The organism is Bacillus cereus group sp. Bce019 (assembly GCF_051781745.1).
GTDB classification, from domain to species: Bacteria; Bacillota; Bacilli; order Bacillales; family Bacillaceae_G; genus Bacillus_A; species Bacillus_A cereus.
In genome coordinates, this window is record NZ_JBPWJX010000001.1 from 240,978 (window position 1) to 257,455 (window position 16,478).

The following is a 16,478-nucleotide window of genomic DNA, read 5'->3' on the forward strand; positions in this document are numbered from 1 at the left end:
ATGTCAACTGTACAAGTACCGAAATTAAATACGAAAGATCTTTTAACACTAGAAGAATTAACGAAAGAAGAAATTATTTCTTTAATTGAGTTCGCTATATATTTAAAAAAGAATAAGCAAGAGCCTTTATTACAAGGCAAAATATTGGGGCTTATTTTTGATAAGCATTCAACTCGTACTCGTGTATCTTTTGAAGCGGGAATGGTACAACTCGGGGGACATGGTATGTTTTTAAGTGGAAAAGAGATGCAAATGGGAAGAGGAGAAACTGTTTCAGATACTGCGAAAGTATTATCGCAGTATATTGACGGGATTATGATACGTACATTCTCGCACGCGGATGTAGAAGAGCTTGCAAAAGAATCGAGTATTCCTGTTATTAACGGTTTAACGGATGATCATCATCCTTGTCAAGCATTGGCAGACCTCATGACAATATATGAAGAAACAAATACATTTAAAGGAATAAAATTGGCTTACGTAGGTGACGGAAATAATGTATGTCATTCATTGTTGCTAGCGAGTGCAAAAGTCGGAATGCATATGACTGTTGCAACGCCTGTAGGATATGAACCGAATGAAGAGATTGTAAAAAAAGCGTTAGCGATTGCCAAGGAAACAGGAGCTGAGATTGAAGTTTTGCATAATCCTGAATTAGCGGTGAATGAAGCAGATTTCATTTATACTGACGTTTGGATGAGCATGGGGCAAGAGGGCGAAGAAGAGAAATATACTTTATTTCAACCTTATCAAATCAATAACGAACTTGTTAAGCATGCGAAGCAAACATATCGTTTCTTACACTGTTTACCTGCCCATCGTGAAGAAGAAGTAACAGGAGAAATTATAGATGGACCGCAGTCTATCGTCTTTGAGCAAGCTGGTAATCGATTGCATGCTCAAAAAGCGTTATTAGTGAGTTTATTTAAAAATGTAGAAGAGCCTTCCTAAAAGGGAGGTTTTTTTATATTAAAATGTCATATGTATATTTAGTTAACCATTTCGATATCATTTATAATAAAAGAGAAAACTAAATTTGTTTTTCAGAGTGTGTAAGGACATACTACATATAAAAATATAGTTAAAGAGATGATGAGGGTGAAAACAACTAAGAAAACATATTCGTTTTTTCAGCGGATGTGGAGAATATTAAAGTTTCAATATTATAAGTTGCTTCGATCGCCAGAAGGCGCAAAGAAAGTATCGTTAGGGTTTGCTATAGGATTCGGCTTAGAAATGTTAGTCATTTATACGGCATCGCTCGTATATGTAATATTTTATCCAATCGTCAGGTTAGCAAAGGGATCTTTTCCTGCGGCAGTTATTGGCAATATTATTGGGAAAATATCGTTTCTCCCAGTATTTTTATTTCCGCTTGCGTATGCGCTAGGAAAAATGATTTATCCATTTCATGTACAGAAAATTCATCATGAACCATTTAAGATATCGGACTTGTTTTCAAGTCACATTTTTACGATATTAAAGAGCTTATTACAAAGTGAAGTGTATGTATTAATTGGAATGACGATTTTAGGAGTTGTGTTTGGTCTCATTTCGTATTTCGTTGTGCATTATTTATACGAAAAGAACCGTAAGTTACGCTTGAAGAAAAGGAAGAAACGAGTGAGAGAACCACTTGTACAATTATAAACAATGTCACATCCATTTTCTCCTTTGAATATGTTTAAGAAAAAGGAGGAGAGGATAATGTATTATTATTACGTACCTCAAGTATATCCATATGTAAATTATTATCCGGTTTATGATACGAGTAGACAATACGAATTATATCGGCAACAACAATTACAGCAATTATCACAAATACCACAATTACCACAACAACAGCCTACACAGGAAAAAAAACCATATTTAACAACATGGCCATATTCCAATGTGTACTATGGTAACTATTACGAATCATAAAGCTGCTTCTATTTAGAAGCAGCTTTATACGTTTGTTTTCAAAATTAAATTTTGAATGGTTTGAAGAGAATGAATGAGCTTTTCGCGCTCTTCCTCAGATAATGTTTGGAAATTTTCTTTTAGTTTGTCTAAAATGAATTGCTGATACTGATTTACTAATAATTTCCCTTCAGCTGTTAGGGAAATTAAAATGACCCGTCGATCTTTTTCGCTATAATGACGCTCTATTAGTTCTTCTTGAATAAGTTTGTTTAATAGAGGTGTCATGTTAGGCCGTGAAATCGCTAGCCGCTTGCCGATTTCGGAAACTGCTAATGTGCCGTTTTCATGCAAAAGCAGTAATACTTGTGTATGTGATGGCGGCATATGTCTTTGAGAAGAAAATTCTCCAGGAAGCATAAATTTGCGATAAAAAAGAGGCACTAGCGAAAGAAGATGATCAACAATACGTTCCCACTCGCGTGATTCCATATAAAGGCCCCCTTCCACTATCATTGTAACAAAAAAGACATGTTATAAAAATAGAATTGTTTCATGGGAATTTTAATATTTGTAGGCCAATACTTTTTTTGTAAATGAATCGGCAATAATCGTATAGCCTTTATCATTTGGGTGTACTTGGTCAAAGAGCAATTCTTTTTTATCATTCGATATTAATTTACGAATTGGCAAAACGATAGATGGTTTATTCACTTTTGCAATGGAATAAACGGATTCATTCCAGCCGTCTAAAAACATATCTGCATAACTTGCGATGGAGTCATCGAGTTGTAACGGGTTATAGAGTTCAGAAAGAATGAGTAAAGCATCCGGATTTTGATCTCGGACTGTCTTTACAATATTTTTTACATCCGCTTCAAAATGAGCTTTTTCTTTATTTAACATTTTAATACCGTCTATAACACCGACATCACGATTTAAGCGAAATAAATTATTTCCCCCAATATTAATTGTAATGATATTTGCTGCTCTAATTTTTTGCTTTACATCTTCTGATTGAACTTTTTTAGCGAGACGATCTGTTGTAAGACCGTTTATCCCAAGGTTTTCTACAGTAATTGGTTTATGAATTTGTGCTTCTATTTGTTTAGAGGCTAATTCAGCAAATCCACCTTGTGTTGATCCATATCCTTTGGCGAGCGAATCACCTAGTACGAGATGATAAAAGGAATCGTTTGTTTGCTTATCAATCCAACTTGGAGTAGATGTTTTTTCTGTTTTTTCTTCGGGTTCATTTTGTTTTGTCTCGTCGTTCTTTTCAAAATAAGAATAAGAAATGATCAGAAGGAGGAGACAAACAATTGTTAAGATGACTTTTTTCATAAATTCATCCTCCTTGTAATTGGTAATTGTATCATATTCAGCAGTATTAGCAATGTAAGGGCATATTATATGTTTATGAAAAGTTTATAATAACTTTACAGAAAATTTGTTGAAGTTTGTCAAAAAATATTGACGATAGGAAAGAACTTTATATATGATAATGTCAGATAAGGTGAAATTTTAATTAGTGGGAGCTTTATTTCCTATTAATTGTTAGTCTTCATCAATCGAGCGTTTAAGGGGACTACTCGTTAGCGCAGGGTGAAATGAAAATTGTGTCTCTAATAGAAGAAAAAAGGTATGTGGTTAGAGACAGATAGGGATTCATTTCATTATTTCTGGTAATTGTATAAGGGGGATTTTTTGTGAAAAAGTCAAAAAAAATGCTAGCTGGAGCAACTCTTGCGATTGGTGTAATGGCACCGCAAGTAATGCCAGCAACAGCTCATGCAGATGAGAACACTGGGGAGAGTACAGTTAACTTACGAATTCTAGAAACATCAGATATTCACGTTAACTTAATGAATTACGATTATTATCAAACGAAAACCGATAATAAAGTAGGTCTCGTGCAAACTGCAACACTTGTGAATAAAGCGCGTGAAGAAGCGAAGAACTCTGTCCTGTTTGATGATGGGGATGCATTACAAGGGACACCGCTTGGAGATTATGTAGCGAATAAAATAAATGATCCGAAGAAGCCTGTGGATCCTAGTTATACGCACCCATTATATCGTTTAATGAATTTAATGAAGTATGACGTCATCTCTCTTGGGAATCATGAATTTAACTACGGTTTAGATTATTTAAACAAAGTAATTAGTAAAACAGAATTCCCGGTTATTAACTCGAACGTCTATAAAGATGATAAAGATAATAATGAAGAGAATGATCAAAATTACTTTAAACCATATCATGTTTTTGAAAAAGAAGTAGAAGATGAATCAGGTCAAAAACAAAAAGTGAAAATTGGCGTAATGGGATTTGTTCCACCTCAAGTTATGAACTGGGATAAAGCAAATCTAGAAGGAAAAGTGAAAGCAAAAGATATAGTTGAAACAGCGAAAAAAATGGTGCCAAAAATGAAAGCAGAAGGTGCCGATGTTATCGTTGCACTAGCGCATTCAGGTGTTGATAAGAGTGGTTACAATGTTGGCATGGAAAACGCATCGTATTATTTAACAGAAGTTCCTGGTGTAGATGCGGTATTAATGGGACATTCACATACTGAAGTGAAGGACGTATTTAATGGTGTTCCAGTTGTAATGCCTGGTGTCTTTGGAAGTAACTTAGGTATTATAGATATGCAATTGAAAAAAGTAAATGGAAAATGGGAAGTACAAAAAGAGCAATCGAAGCCGCAACTTCGTCCGATTGCTGATAGTAAAGGAAACCCACTCGTACAATCTGATCAAAATTTAGTTAATGAAATTAAAGATGATCACCAAGCGACAATTGATTATGTGAATACTGCTGTAGGAAAAACGACAGCGCCAATTAATAGTTATTTCTCATTAGTACAAGATGATCCTTCTGTACAACTTGTGACAAATGCACAAAAATGGTATGTAGAAAAGTTATTTGCTGAAAATGGACAGTACAGCAAATATAAAGGAATTCCAGTTTTATCTGCAGGAGCACCATTTAAAGCGGGTGGCCGAAACGGTGCTACATATTATACGGATATTCCAGCTGGAACGTTAGCGATTAAAAATGTTGCAGATTTATATGTATATCCAAATACGTTATATGCTGTAAAAGTAAATGGGGCACAAGTAAAAGAATGGCTTGAAATGTCTGCAGGTCAGTTTAATCAAATTGATCCAAAGAAAACAGAAGAACAGCCATTAGTAAATATCGGATACCCTACATATAACTTTGATATTTTAGATGGCTTAAAATACGAAATTGATGTAACACAACCAGCGAAATACGATAAAGATGGAAAAGTTATAAATGCTAATACGAATCGTATTATAAATATGACATATGAAGGTAAGCCAGTAGCTGACAATCAAGAGTTTATCGTCGCTACAAATAACTATCGTGGAAGTAGCCAAACGTTCCCGGGTGTAAGCAAAGGGGAGGTTGTATACCAATCACAAGATGAAACGCGTCAAATCATTGTGAAGTATATGCAAGAAACGCCAGTTATTGATCCAGCAGCAGATAAAAATTGGACGTTTAAACCGATTGTTGCCGATAAATTACATACAACATTCGATTCTTCACCAAATGCACAAAAGTATATAAAGAAAGATGGAAAAATATCATATGTTGGACCATCTGAAAATGAATTTGCTAAATATGCAATTGATATAACGAAGAAGAACGATGATGATAAAGAAACTGGTGGAGAGAATCCAACAACACCGCCAACAGGTGAAGGAAATAATGGAGAAAATCCAACGACACCACCAACAAGTGAAGGAAATAATGGAGAAAATCCAACGACACCACCAACAGGTGAAGGAAATAATGGAGAAAATCCAACGACACCACCAACAGATGAAGGTAATAATACAGGATCTGGACAAACTACAACGGATAATCAAAACGTAAAAGAAACAACAACTGTAAGTGAAAAGAAAGAAGAACGTGATTTACCGAAAACAGGTACAAGTGTTGTTTCTACAATTGGAGCAGGTTTGGCGTTTGTTGGAGCAGGATTCCTTCTGTTATTTAGAAGAAAGAAAGCAAATAGATAGTGGAGAAATATAAAAAGGATTACCGATTCAGGTAATCCTTTTTGATATATTATGAAAGTGTTACAGCTTTTTCCTTCTTCCATGAAAGGCCAAATCCAGTAAAGCCGACGATAATTGTTACAACTGGACAAGCTAAGCAGAAGATTGCGAATGGAACGTAATCAAAAGTTGGAACGCCAAGGACGTTCGATAAGAATACGCCACTTACTCCCCATGGTACGAGCGGGTTAATAACTGTACCTGCATCTTCTAATACACGTGATAAATTACGACGTTCTAAACCGACTTCATCATATTTATTAGCGAATGCTTGTCCTGTTAAAACGATAGATAAGTACTGCTCACCAAGTAAGAAGTTCACACCGATTGCAGTTGAAGCAGTAGAAATAATTAAGCGTGTGCTAGTTTTTACGAAGCTAGAGATGATATTCATTAGCTGCGTAATAATACCCATTCCTTGTAATAATCCTCCCATACAAAGAGCTAGGAAAATAAGAGCGATTGACATCATCATACTTTGCAGGCCACCGCGAGATAATAAGCTATCAATATCTTTCATACCCGTTTTAGAAACGTAACCGTCTTGCATAATTTTCATTAAATCAGTTAAAGAAGTACTAGGTTTAAATATAAATAGGATAATGATCCCTACTATAATTCCAGCAAGTAATGTTGGAACTGCTGGAACTTTTTTAAATGCGAATAGGAACAGTAATAAAATTGGAATAAGTGTAAAGATAGAAATCGTTGCATTTTTCTCTAATGTGCTAATGAAGTTTGTGAAGTCAACGTCTCCACTAGTACCGCTTCCTAAAATGAAAAATGCGATAAAAGCAATAATGAAAGCTGGAACTGTTGTCCAAAGCATGTTACGAATATGCTCAAATAAATCTACACCCGTTACAGCTGGCGCTAAATTTGTTGTATCAGATAAAGGAGACATTTTATCTCCAAAGAATGCACCAGAAATAATTGCACCAGCGATTAGAGCAGGATCGTATCCGAGAGCACTACCCATGCCCATAAAGGCAAGTCCTACAGTTGCGGCAGTTGTAAAGGCACTACCGATACTTGTTCCAACAATTGCACAAACAACAAAAACAGTTGGAATGAAAATTTTTGGGGATACAAGCTGGAAGCCGTATACCATTAAAGTTGGAATTGTTCCAGCAGCGATCCAAACACTAATTAATACGCCTACAAGTAAGAATATAAAAATAGATGGAATACCAGCTGAAATACTACTTATCATTCCTTTTTCCATCGTAGACCAATCAATTTTTTTCATAAATCCAAATGCTAATAAAAAAACGATACCAAATAAAATTGGGATGTGTGGTGAAACTTCTAATTGAATAACACTAAAGCCAATGCAGAAAAAGATAAATACTGTTAAAAGAACAGATTCAATTTTTGAAACCATTGTTTTCCCCTCCTAAGTAATCTAAAATAGCTCTTTTTTATATAAAATTCGCCAATATTGTTTATTTCCTTCTAAATTTTAGAATTTTGTGACAAATTACCGGTAATTGTTGTTTCTTTAATATGATACGGAAATGAATGGATAAAAAAACGTCCCTGCATATAATTATGCAGGGACGAAGAAATCGCGGTACCACCCTAGCTTGTGAAATGAATGTATCACAAAATAAAGGGTCGTATGATATGCGCTAATAAAATAAAAACGCCCCTGCAATATATGCAGGGACGAAAAGTTCGCGGTACCACCCTAAATTGTGAAACAGTGTCGTTTCACCACTCTTTAGATATAACGGTCTATAACCGTCTTTCACTACTCCTTACGTTTCGCAAAAGAAGCTCCAGGGGGTAATTCATAATTCGCTCTGTACTGGTTCGCACCGACCACCAGCTCTCTGAAAGCAGAAATCGAAATACTACTAAATCCTATCAATGCCGATTCATATGATGTTAGTTAAATTTTTATCATATATTCGTCTCACATGTCAATAAAAATATTCAATAATTTTTTAGGGAAATAAAGGAGAACGATTTTAATCCTATGAAAATGTGCGTTATAATGAATTTGAAAGGGGAGGAAAGAGTGAAGAAAAAAATAATTCTTTTTACCACTTTACTAGTCATTGGCGGAAGTGCTGGCATTTACACAGCTTTTGCAGCTGAATCAGAGCAGGCGAAGCAAAAGCAAATACAGCAGTTAGAAGTGAAGAAAGCGAAAGAAGCTGAAGAGAAGAAGTCGATGGAAAAAGCAGCTGATAAACTAGGGGTTTCTACGGAAGGAAAAACAAAAGAAGAGGTTGCGAAAGAAGTAAATACCGCAAGATTTGAGAAGCGCCATGATCTATTGATTGAACATGCAAAACAACTTGGAATTGAAACAGAAGGAAAAAAAGACGAAGAGATTATTTTAGAAATCGGAAAGATACAACATGGAAAGTAGAACAACTTATCTTATGATAAGTTGTTCTTTTTTAAGAACTACTTGATTTAAAAATAATTGACAGTCATTTAGATTTAATGTTAACTATATTTATAAACTAGTTAACATTAGGGGTGACAATTGTGACTTTTAGTAAGAGTACGACTGACAAACCATCATATACATATGAAGAGTTATCGGAGAAAAATAAAGCCTATGTATGGCATCCATTTACACAAATGAAGGATTATTTAGAAGAAGATCCTGTCATTATTGAACGGGGAGAGGGAAGAAAGCTATACGATGTAAATGGAAATGAATATTGGGACGGTGTTTCGTCTATTTGGTTAAATGTTCATGGACATCAAGTGCCAGAACTAGATGAGGCAATTCGTGAGCAATTAAATAAAATTTCCCATTCTACTATGTTAGGGCTTGCTAACGTTCCATCTATTTTATTAGCCGAAAAAATAATTGAAGTTGTACCAGAAGGTTTGAAGAAAGTGTTTTATTCAGACTCCGGTTCTAGCGCTGTTGAAATTGCAATTAAGATGGCCTTTCAATATTGGCAGCATAAAGGAAAAACGAAGAAACAAAGATTTGTTACATTAAAAGAAGCGTATCATGGTGACACAATTGGAGCTGTTTCAGTGGGAGCAATAGACTTGTTTCACCAAGTGTATAGTTCGCTTTTATTTGAAGCAATTAAAATGCCTTATCCATATACATATCGTTCTCCTTATGGAAATAATAAGGAGGAAATTGTAAAAAAACATTTAGAAGAAATGGAAGAGCTGCTGAAAGATAAACATGAAGAGATTGCGGCGATTATTGTAGAACCTTTAATGCAAGGTGCTGGCGGTATGATTACAATGCCAAAAGGATACTTAAAAGGGCTACGTAATTTATGTACAAAATATAATGTTCTATTTATTACAGACGAGGTAGCGACTGGATTTGGGCGTACTGGAAAAATGTTTGCATGTGAACATGAAAATGTAACACCGGATATTTTGACAGCCGGAAAAGGTTTAACAGGCGGATATTTACCAGTTGCAATTACTGTAACGACAGATGAAATTTATAATGCCTTTTTAGGAGGCTATGAAGAACAAAAAACATTTTTCCACGGACATAGTTATACAGGGAATCCGTTAGGGTGTGCGGTAGCAATTGCAAATCTAGAACTATACGAGAAAACAAATTTAATAGAAGAGGTGGCACGTAAAACAGAATATGTGGTGACGCAATTAGAAGACCTCTTTGCATATAAACATGTAGGGGACATTCGTCAATGCGGGTTAATGGTTGGAATTGAACTTGTGAAGAATAAGGAAACGAAAGAAGCGTTTGAATGGACAGAGAGAGTCGGTGTTCAAGTATGTAAACGCTCAAGAGAACTAGGTATGATTTTGCGCCCGCTCGGTAATACGATTGTGTTTATGCCCCCTCTTGCTTCTACAATTGATGAGATTGATGATATGTTACGTATTTTGTATAAAGCAATCTCGGATGTTACGGAGGGAGAATAATGAGTGGCTTTTTTATAACAGCAACGGATACTGAAGTGGGGAAAACTGTAGTCGCCGGTGCATTAGCAGGTGTATTTAGAGAACTGGGATATAACATCGGGGTATATAAACCGTTACAAAGTGGACATGTTGCATCAAATCCAGAAGGAGATGCAGCAAGGCTAAAGGCATTATCAGGTGTACCGACAAAAGAAGATGAAATTTGCCCTTACTCTATTGAAGAGCCGCTTGCCCCGAGACTTGCCATGAAAAGAGCTGGAAGGACAGTAACGTTAAAAGACATTATTCATCACTATAATGAACGATTGAAAGATTTTAATAGTCTACTTGTAGAAGGAGCAGGTGGATTAGCTGTTCCATATACAGAGGATGCTTTAGTAATTGATTTCGCAAAAGAATTACAACTTCCACTTATTGTAGTAGCACGCCCTACATTAGGAACAGTAAATCATACAGTTTTAACGATCGCTTACGCAAAGGCATATGGTTTAACAGTAGCAGGTGTCATTTTATCTGGCTGCAAAGAATGCGAAATGGAAAGAGTGCAAGAAAATAAAGAAATGATTGAAGAGCTAAGTGGGGTACCGGTTTTAGGTTTATTACCATTCTTTGCAGGTGAGTTTACAAGAGAAGAAGTCTTGGAATCTGCTAAAGAATATATAATGATTTCAAAATTAGAGGAGCTTATCCGAAATGAATCAAACGTGGCGCACACATCTTCAATCTAAATTGCAACAATTACATGAGCGAGAGCAGTATCGTAATTTGCATGTAACAGAACAAGCAGAAGAGACATGGCTTATTCGAGATGAGAAAAGGATGCTAAATTTAGCGTCAAATAATTATTTAGGGTTAGCTGGAGATGAAAGGTTAAAAGAAGCTGCTATCGCATGTACAAGAAAATATGGAACTGGGGCGACAGCATCAAGGCTCGTGGTAGGAAACTATTCACTGTATGAAGAAGTTGAGAGAAGTATATGCGATTGGAAAGGCACTGAAAAAGCCTTAGTTGTGAATAGTGGATATACCGCAAATATTGGAGTGATCTCTTCATTAGTGAGTCGTCACGATATTGTGTTTAGTGACAAATTAAATCACGCAAGCATTGTTGATGGAATTATATTAAGTGGGGCAGAGCATAAAAGGTATCGTCATAATGATTTGGATCATTTAGAGAAGTTATTGAAAACAGCGTCACCTGAAAAGCGGAAATTAATCGTAACAGATACTGTTTTTAGTATGGATGGTGATACTGCGTATTTGAGGGAGTTAGTAGAGCTGAAAGAGAAATACGGGGCAATTATTTTAGTGGATGAAGCGCATGCGAGTGGAATATATGGAATTGATGGAGCAGGGTTGTCTCATATAGAAAAAGATCTTTCTCAAAAAATTGATATACATATGGGGACGTTTAGCAAGGCTTTAGGGTGTTATGGTGCGTATTTGACAGGCGATGCAATTTATATAGAGTATTTACACAATATGATGAGAAGTTTTATTTTTACTACTGCATTACCGCCTGGAACGTTAGGAGCGGTACAAAAAGCAATTGAAATTGTACAAGAAGATCATAAGAGAAGAGAGAATCTTATAGCAAATGGAGAATACTTCAGGAGCAAATTACGAGAAGCTGGATTTGATATAGGGAATAGTTCAACTCATATTATACCGATTGTAGTCGGTTCAAATGAAAATGCTTTACGGTTTAGCAAAAGGTTACAAGAGGTAGGTATTGCAGCTATTGCAATTCGTCCGCCAACTGTACCGATTAATAGTTCTCGAATTCGCTTTGCAGTTACATCGCAACATACAATAGCTGATTTAAAATGGGCTATTGACCGAATTACTCACATTGCGAAAGAAGAGGAGCTTTTCGTATGAAAGAGCTGAAGATTATTTTTATCCCTGGATGGGGAATGGAAGAAAATATTTGGGATTTAGTACTTCCCCATTTTAAAGGATATCCTGTTCAATGCATTAATTGGCGTAACGTGAAAGAACAAAGTGAGTTTGCGAACAGGATTATAGATGTAGCACAGGATGAAAATGTAATTTTAGTTGGATGGTCACTAGGAGCATTAGCGGCAATTCAAGCTTATAAAAAAATTAAGGCAAAGGGTATCGTGCTAATTGGTGGTACTGCTAAATTTACAAATACAAGTGACTATAGTAGTGGATGGAATACTTTGCATGTAGAACGGCTGAAAAGAAATTTGGAGAGAAGGAAAGAAGATACGCTCAAGCGGTTCTATGAAAATATGTTTACGAAAGATGAGTTGAAAGAGAATAAAAGTTTTGAAGACATCGTAAAACATTTTAAAGGTGATTCTATGCAGTCTTTACAATTCGGTTTGGATTATTTAATAGAAACAGATATGAGAGCAGCATTGAAAGAAATTAACGTCCCTATACTACTTATTCACGGAGAGAGGGATGTAATATGCCCATTGTCTGCAGCATGTAGTATGGCTGAGAATGAAACTGCCACACTCAAGGTAGTAAGTGAGGCTGGACATGCATTATGCGTAACGAATTTCGAATATTGCGCAAATGAAATCATTCAATTTGTAGAGGGGATACGACATGATTAACAAAACGTTACTACAAAAACGATTTAACGTGGCAGCTGTATCCTACGATCAATATGCAAATGTACAAAAAAAGATGGCGCATTCATTACTTTCTACATTGAATCGGCGATATAGTGCAAATTCATCGATACGTATTTTAGAACTTGGATGCGGGACAGGATATGTTACAGAGCAATTATCAAACTTATTTCCGAAAGCACAAATTACAGCTATTGATTTTGCTGAAAGTATGATTGCAGTTGCGAGAACTAGACAAAATATAAACAATGTAACATTTTATTGTGAGGATATCGAAAGATTACGACTAGAAGAAACGTATGATGTCATTATTTCAAATGCCACATTTCAATGGCTAAATGATTTAAAACAAGTGATAAGAAATTTATTTCGTCATTTATCTATAGAGGGGATATTACTCTTTTCAACATTTGGACAGGAAACATTTCAAGAATTGCATGCTTCGTTCCAGCGGGCGAAAGAAGAAAAAAATATACAAAATGAAACATCGATTGGGCAACGTTTTTATTCGAAAAATCAGTTGCGCCATATATGTGAGATAGAAACAGGGGATGTACATGTTTCTGAAACGTGTTACATAGAGAGATTTACAGAAGTTAGGGAGTTTCTACATTCTATTCGTAAAGTAGGAGCGACCAATAGTAATGAAGAATCATATTGTCAAAGTCCCTCACTCTTTCGTGCGATGCTTCGCATATACGAAAGAGACTTCACGGGAAATGAAGGGATAATGGCAACGTATCATGCTTTATTTGTGCATATAACAAAAGAGGGGAAGAGATGAAATGAAACAAGTACAAACAAAAAGGGATTGGAAAAAACTTGCATACGACGTAGTAGAAGAGAAAGTGATTACGAAAGAAGATGCAATAGCGATATTAGAGGCTGACGATACAGAGATTTTAGAAATTATGAATGCTGCGTATATCATTCGCCACCATCACTTTGGTAAGAAAGTAAAATTAAATATGATTATTAATACGAAGTCTGGATTATGCCCTGAAGATTGCGGATATTGTTCACAGTCTATTATTTCAGAGGCGCCGATTGATAAATATGCTTGGCTAACGCAGGAAAAGATTGTAGAAGGGGCACATGAAGCAATTCGTCGTAAAGCGGGTACATATTGTATTGTAGCATCTGGTCGTCGTCCGACTGATAAAGAGGTAAATCACGTAATTGGAGCAGTTAAAGAGATTCGTGAAACGACAGATTTAAAGATTTGTTGTTGTTTAGGTTTCTTAAACGAAGATCAAGCAGGACGTTTAGCGGAAGCGGGTGTACACCGTTATAACCACAACTTAAATACACATGCGAATAATTACGAAAGCATTTGCTCTACTCATACGTATGACGATCGTGTTGATACAGTTCAAAAAGCGAAACAAGCCGGTATTTCACCATGTTCTGGGGCGATCTTTGGAATGGGAGAGACAATAGAAGAGCGAGCTGAAATTGCATTCGAATTACAACGTATAGATGCAGATTCAATTCCATGTAATTTCCTTGTTGCTGTAAAGGGTACGCCGCTTGAAGGACAAAAAGAGTTAACACCAGTAGAATGTTTAAAAGTGCTGGCGATGATGCGCTTTGTAAACCCAACGAAAGAAATTCGTATTTCAGGAGGGCGTGAAATCAATTTACGTTCTGTACAGCCAATCGGTTTATTTGCAGCAAACTCTATTTTTGTTGGAGACTACTTAACGACAGCTGGACAAGAACCGACTGCAGACTGGGGTATGATTGAAGATTTAGGATTTGAGATTGAAGAATGTGCATTATAAGATAGAAAAAAGCAAACTTGTAAAAGAGTTTGCTTTTTTTGTAAATAAAATGTAATAAATAGTTGTGAATGCTTGATACTAGTGGGTTTTGAGCGAAAAAAAGAATTTTGGTGGACGAATTTTCCAAGCCCCAATTGTACATAGTAAATATGTAATTTATATTGGGTTGGAGGATTTTACATGCACAAATATATATTAGCGATTATGACTTGTCTCATTTTACTAAAAGCAATAAGTGCTGATCCAGTTAAGGCCGCCGAAAATCCTGAACAAAAAGAGATGCAACAACGAATTGAACAACATTTTCGAACGAAAGCTGAACATTTTGGATTGAAAACAGAAGGGAAAGATTTAAAGGAAGTACGAAAAGAAATTACTATTATAGAAGAAGCGAAGAAAAGAGAGAATGTATGGAAAACAGCACAGACGCTTCGTATACAAACAGAAGGAAAGACAATGGATGAATTAATAAAAGATGTACGGAGAAAAGTGAAGAAATAAAAAAAGAGGCCGCAGCCTCTTTTTTTATGCCCATTGTTTTGATAAGTGTGCCATTTCAATTGCAGCGACGGCGGATTCATAGCCTTTATTACCAGCTTTCGTGCCCGCGCGTTCAATCGCTTGCTCGATCGTTTCAGTCGTCAATACACCGAAAATAACGGGGATGTCTGTTTGTAGTGATAAAGATGCAACACCTTTTGCTACTTCATTACAAACGTAATCGTAATGTGTTGTAGCACCACGAATGACAGTGCCTAACGTAATAACAGCATCATATTTCCCGCTATTCGCCATCTTTTTAGCGATTAAAGGAATTTCAAATGCACCAGGAACCCAAGCAACATCGATATCAGCTTCTTCTACACCGTGACGCTTTAATCCGTCTAAAGCGCCGCCAAGTAATTTACTTGTAATAAATTCATTAAAACGTCCAACAACAACCCCAACTTTTAATCCTGTACCAACTAAATGACCTTCGAATACCATAATAAATCTCTCCTTTAATTATAAGTTTAGTAAATGTCCTAATTTGTTTACTTTTGTTTGTAAATACGTTTTATTCTCTTCTTTTGCTGGCATTTGTAACGGTACACGCTCGATTACTTCTAAATCGTAACCTTGTAAGCCAGCAATTTTTCTTGGGTTATTCGTTAATAATCGTAAATGTTGTAAACCTAAATCTTTTAATATTTGAGCGCCAATACCGTAATCCCGCAAATCAGCAGGGAAGCCAAGCTTTTCATTTGCTTCTACAGTATCGAATCCTTCTTCTTGTAACTTATAAGCGCGAAGCTTATTCAGAAGCCCAATGCCTCGTCCTTCTTGTCTCATATAAAGAAGAACGCCCTTTCCTTCACGCTCAATTTGAGCAAGTGCAGCATGGAGTTGTGGTCCGCAATCACATCGGCACGAGCCAAATACATCTCCTGTTAAGCACTCTGAATGAACGCGTACAAGTACAGGATCTCCTGTTGAAATATCACCTTTTACGAGTGCAATATGCTCTTTCGAATCTAAGGAATTAGAATAGCCAATTGCATGGAAAGTACCGAAATCTGTAGGTAATGTAATTTCCACTTCTCGCTTCACTAATGTTTCATGGTGGCGGCGATAAGCAATTAAATCTTCTATTGTAATCATTTTTATATCAAATTGTTTTGCGCACTGTAGTAAATCAGGTACCCGTGCCATCGTACCGTCCTCATTAATAATTTCACAAATGACGCCAGCTGGTTCTGCTCCGCAGAGCTGTGCTAAATCGACAGCAGCCTCTGTATGACCAGCCCGGCGCAAGACACCACCTTCTTTCGCAATTAATGGAAAGATATGTCCGGGACGATTGAAATCAGCACCTTTTGATGCAGGATTTAACATTTCTCGTATCGTAGTTGCACGTTCGTGAGCACTAATCCCAGTTGTTGTAGAAACATGATCAATGCTCACTGTAAATGCAGTATGATGTGAATCTGTATTATGAGATACCATTGGTTCTAATTGTAGACGTTCTGCGTACCCTTCTGTAATTGGTACACAAACGAGACCACGTCCATGTGTAATCATAAAGTTAATTGTTTCTGGCGTAATATACTCTGCTAAAGCGATAAAATCGCCTTCATTTTCACGGTTTTCATCATCACATACGATAACGACTTTACCTTGTTTTAAATCTTCTAGAGCTTCTTCAATACGATGAAACATTG

Annotated in this window: 17 protein-coding genes and 1 other annotated feature; of the genes, 12 read left to right on the forward strand and 5 right to left on the reverse strand. The window is 36.2% G+C overall.

Annotated elements, in window-relative coordinates; translation table 11 throughout:
* From argF to ACS2QP_RS01375, 3 genes are all read left to right on the forward strand, one after another.
* Complete coding sequence (gene argF / locus ACS2QP_RS01365; RefSeq protein ID WP_326263885.1) at positions 1-951, forward strand: ornithine carbamoyltransferase; 951 nt, start codon at positions 1-3, stop codon at positions 949-951.
* Positions 952-1,089: 138 nt separating this feature from the next.
* A complete protein-coding gene (locus ACS2QP_RS01370) occupies positions 1,090-1,650 on the forward strand; it encodes a DUF2062 domain-containing protein (protein WP_002026296.1) in 561 nt (186 codons plus the stop codon).
* A 57-nt stretch (positions 1,651-1,707) separates the two neighbouring features.
* Positions 1,708-1,923 carry a hypothetical protein gene (locus ACS2QP_RS01375; RefSeq protein WP_000291956.1) on the forward strand — a complete coding sequence of 72 codons (216 nt, stop codon included), beginning with the start codon at positions 1,708-1,710 and terminating at the stop codon, positions 1,921-1,923.
* A gap of 24 nt (positions 1,924-1,947) precedes the next feature.
* Here the strand turns inward: ACS2QP_RS01375 and ACS2QP_RS01380 are convergent, their stop codons facing one another.
* The gene (locus tag ACS2QP_RS01380) at positions 1,948-2,394 is read right to left on the reverse strand and encodes a MarR family winged helix-turn-helix transcriptional regulator (protein ID WP_000445819.1); all 447 of its coding nucleotides are present in this window, start codon (positions 2,392-2,394) and stop codon (positions 1,948-1,950) included.
* Positions 2,395-2,466: 72 nt separating this feature from the next.
* Positions 2,467-3,246, reverse strand: coding sequence for a GDSL-type esterase/lipase family protein (locus tag ACS2QP_RS01385; protein ID WP_326263884.1), 780 nt, complete (start codon positions 3,244-3,246; stop codon positions 2,467-2,469).
* Positions 3,247-3,611: 365 nt separating this feature from the next.
* On the opposite strand from ACS2QP_RS01385, the gene cpdB reads away from it, so the two are divergent.
* The gene (cpdB, locus tag ACS2QP_RS01390; protein ID WP_438882103.1) at positions 3,612-5,954 is read left to right on the forward strand and encodes a bifunctional 2',3'-cyclic-nucleotide 2'-phosphodiesterase/3'-nucleotidase; all 2,343 of its coding nucleotides are present in this window, start codon (positions 3,612-3,614) and stop codon (positions 5,952-5,954) included.
* Positions 5,955-6,003: 49 nt separating this feature from the next.
* On the opposite strand, the gene nhaC is transcribed toward cpdB, so the two are convergent.
* Complete coding sequence (gene nhaC, locus ACS2QP_RS01395; RefSeq protein WP_000253748.1) at positions 6,004-7,377, reverse strand: Na+/H+ antiporter NhaC; 1,374 nt, start codon at positions 7,375-7,377, stop codon at positions 6,004-6,006.
* A 277-nt stretch (positions 7,378-7,654) separates the two neighbouring features.
* Positions 7,655-7,875 (reverse strand) — a binding site (T-box leader).
* Positions 7,876-8,016: 141 nt separating this feature from the next.
* Between nhaC and ACS2QP_RS01400 the strand changes: the two genes are divergently transcribed.
* The 8 genes from ACS2QP_RS01400 (at position 8,017) to ACS2QP_RS01435 (ending at position 14,778) form a co-directional block, all read left to right on the forward strand.
* Entirely contained in the window at positions 8,017-8,373 is a 357-nt protein-coding gene (locus ACS2QP_RS01400; protein ID WP_000726889.1) for a hypothetical protein, read from the forward strand.
* A 122-nt stretch (positions 8,374-8,495) separates the two neighbouring features.
* The gene (gene bioA, locus ACS2QP_RS01405; protein ID WP_438882104.1) at positions 8,496-9,884 is read left to right on the forward strand and encodes an adenosylmethionine--8-amino-7-oxononanoate transaminase; all 1,389 of its coding nucleotides are present in this window, start codon (positions 8,496-8,498) and stop codon (positions 9,882-9,884) included.
* Positions 9,884-10,612, forward strand: a complete 729-nt coding sequence (gene bioD, locus ACS2QP_RS01410; RefSeq protein ID WP_000012488.1) for an ATP-dependent dethiobiotin synthetase BioD — start codon at positions 9,884-9,886, stop codon at positions 10,610-10,612. The genes bioA and bioD overlap by 1 nt, the downstream gene beginning before the upstream one ends.
* On the forward strand, positions 10,578-11,765 hold the full coding sequence (gene bioF / locus ACS2QP_RS01415) for an 8-amino-7-oxononanoate synthase (RefSeq protein WP_001077309.1): 1,188 nt from the start codon (positions 10,578-10,580) through the stop codon (positions 11,763-11,765). Before bioD ends, bioF begins: the two co-directional genes overlap by 35 nt.
* Positions 11,762-12,475: an alpha/beta fold hydrolase gene (locus ACS2QP_RS01420; protein WP_000661275.1), complete on the forward strand. Its 714-nt coding sequence runs from the start codon at positions 11,762-11,764 to the stop codon at positions 12,473-12,475. The genes bioF and ACS2QP_RS01420 overlap by 4 nt, the downstream gene beginning before the upstream one ends.
* Positions 12,468-13,277 (forward strand): malonyl-ACP O-methyltransferase BioC, encoded by an 810-nt coding sequence (gene bioC, locus ACS2QP_RS01425; protein WP_000608932.1) that lies wholly within the window; start codon positions 12,468-12,470, stop codon positions 13,275-13,277. Before ACS2QP_RS01420 ends, bioC begins: the two co-directional genes overlap by 8 nt.
* Position 13,278: 1 nt before the next feature.
* Complete coding sequence (bioB, locus tag ACS2QP_RS01430; RefSeq protein ID WP_000815866.1) at positions 13,279-14,277, forward strand: biotin synthase; 999 nt, start codon at positions 13,279-13,281, stop codon at positions 14,275-14,277.
* A 180-nt stretch (positions 14,278-14,457) separates the two neighbouring features.
* The gene (locus ACS2QP_RS01435; protein ID WP_000549777.1) at positions 14,458-14,778 is read left to right on the forward strand and encodes a hypothetical protein; all 321 of its coding nucleotides are present in this window, start codon (positions 14,458-14,460) and stop codon (positions 14,776-14,778) included.
* Positions 14,779-14,802: 24 nt separating this feature from the next.
* Here the strand turns inward: ACS2QP_RS01435 and ribH are convergent, their stop codons facing one another.
* The gene (ribH, locus tag ACS2QP_RS01440; RefSeq protein ID WP_000230889.1) at positions 14,803-15,264 is read right to left on the reverse strand and encodes a 6,7-dimethyl-8-ribityllumazine synthase; all 462 of its coding nucleotides are present in this window, start codon (positions 15,262-15,264) and stop codon (positions 14,803-14,805) included.
* Positions 15,265-15,282: 18 nt separating this feature from the next.
* The gene (gene ribBA / locus ACS2QP_RS01445; protein WP_438882105.1) at positions 15,283-16,476 is read right to left on the reverse strand and encodes a bifunctional 3,4-dihydroxy-2-butanone 4-phosphate synthase/GTP cyclohydrolase II; all 1,194 of its coding nucleotides are present in this window, start codon (positions 16,474-16,476) and stop codon (positions 15,283-15,285) included.
* Positions 16,477-16,478: the final 2 nt, after the last annotated feature.

Coding starts and splice junctions, on each gene's coding strand:
- argF (WP_326263885.1), top strand. CDS start 1: ATGTCAACTGTACAAGTACCGAAATTAAATACGAAAGATCTTTTAACA.
- ACS2QP_RS01370 (WP_002026296.1), top strand. CDS start 1,090: ATGATGAGGGTGAAAACAACTAAGAAAACATATTCGTTTTTTCAGCGG.
- ACS2QP_RS01375 (WP_000291956.1), top strand. CDS start 1,708: ATGTATTATTATTACGTACCTCAAGTATATCCATATGTAAATTATTAT.
- ACS2QP_RS01380 (WP_000445819.1), bottom strand. CDS start 2,394: ATGGAATCACGCGAGTGGGAACGTATTGTTGATCATCTTCTTTCGCTA.
- ACS2QP_RS01385 (WP_326263884.1), bottom strand. CDS start 3,246: ATGAAAAAAGTCATCTTAACAATTGTTTGTCTCCTCCTTCTGATCATT.
- nhaC (WP_000253748.1), bottom strand. CDS start 7,377: ATGGTTTCAAAAATTGAATCTGTTCTTTTAACAGTATTTATCTTTTTC.
- bioD (WP_000012488.1), top strand. CDS start 9,884: ATGAGTGGCTTTTTTATAACAGCAACGGATACTGAAGTGGGGAAAACT.
- bioF (WP_001077309.1), top strand. CDS start 10,578: ATGAATCAAACGTGGCGCACACATCTTCAATCTAAATTGCAACAATTA.
- ACS2QP_RS01420 (WP_000661275.1), top strand. CDS start 11,762: ATGAAAGAGCTGAAGATTATTTTTATCCCTGGATGGGGAATGGAAGAA.
- bioC (WP_000608932.1), top strand. CDS start 12,468: ATGATTAACAAAACGTTACTACAAAAACGATTTAACGTGGCAGCTGTA.
- bioB (WP_000815866.1), top strand. CDS start 13,279: ATGAAACAAGTACAAACAAAAAGGGATTGGAAAAAACTTGCATACGAC.
- ACS2QP_RS01435 (WP_000549777.1), top strand. CDS start 14,458: ATGCACAAATATATATTAGCGATTATGACTTGTCTCATTTTACTAAAA.
- ribH (WP_000230889.1), bottom strand. CDS start 15,264: ATGGTATTCGAAGGTCATTTAGTTGGTACAGGATTAAAAGTTGGGGTT.
- ribBA (WP_438882105.1), bottom strand. CDS start 16,476: ATGTTTCATCGTATTGAAGAAGCTCTAGAAGATTTAAAACAAGGTAAA.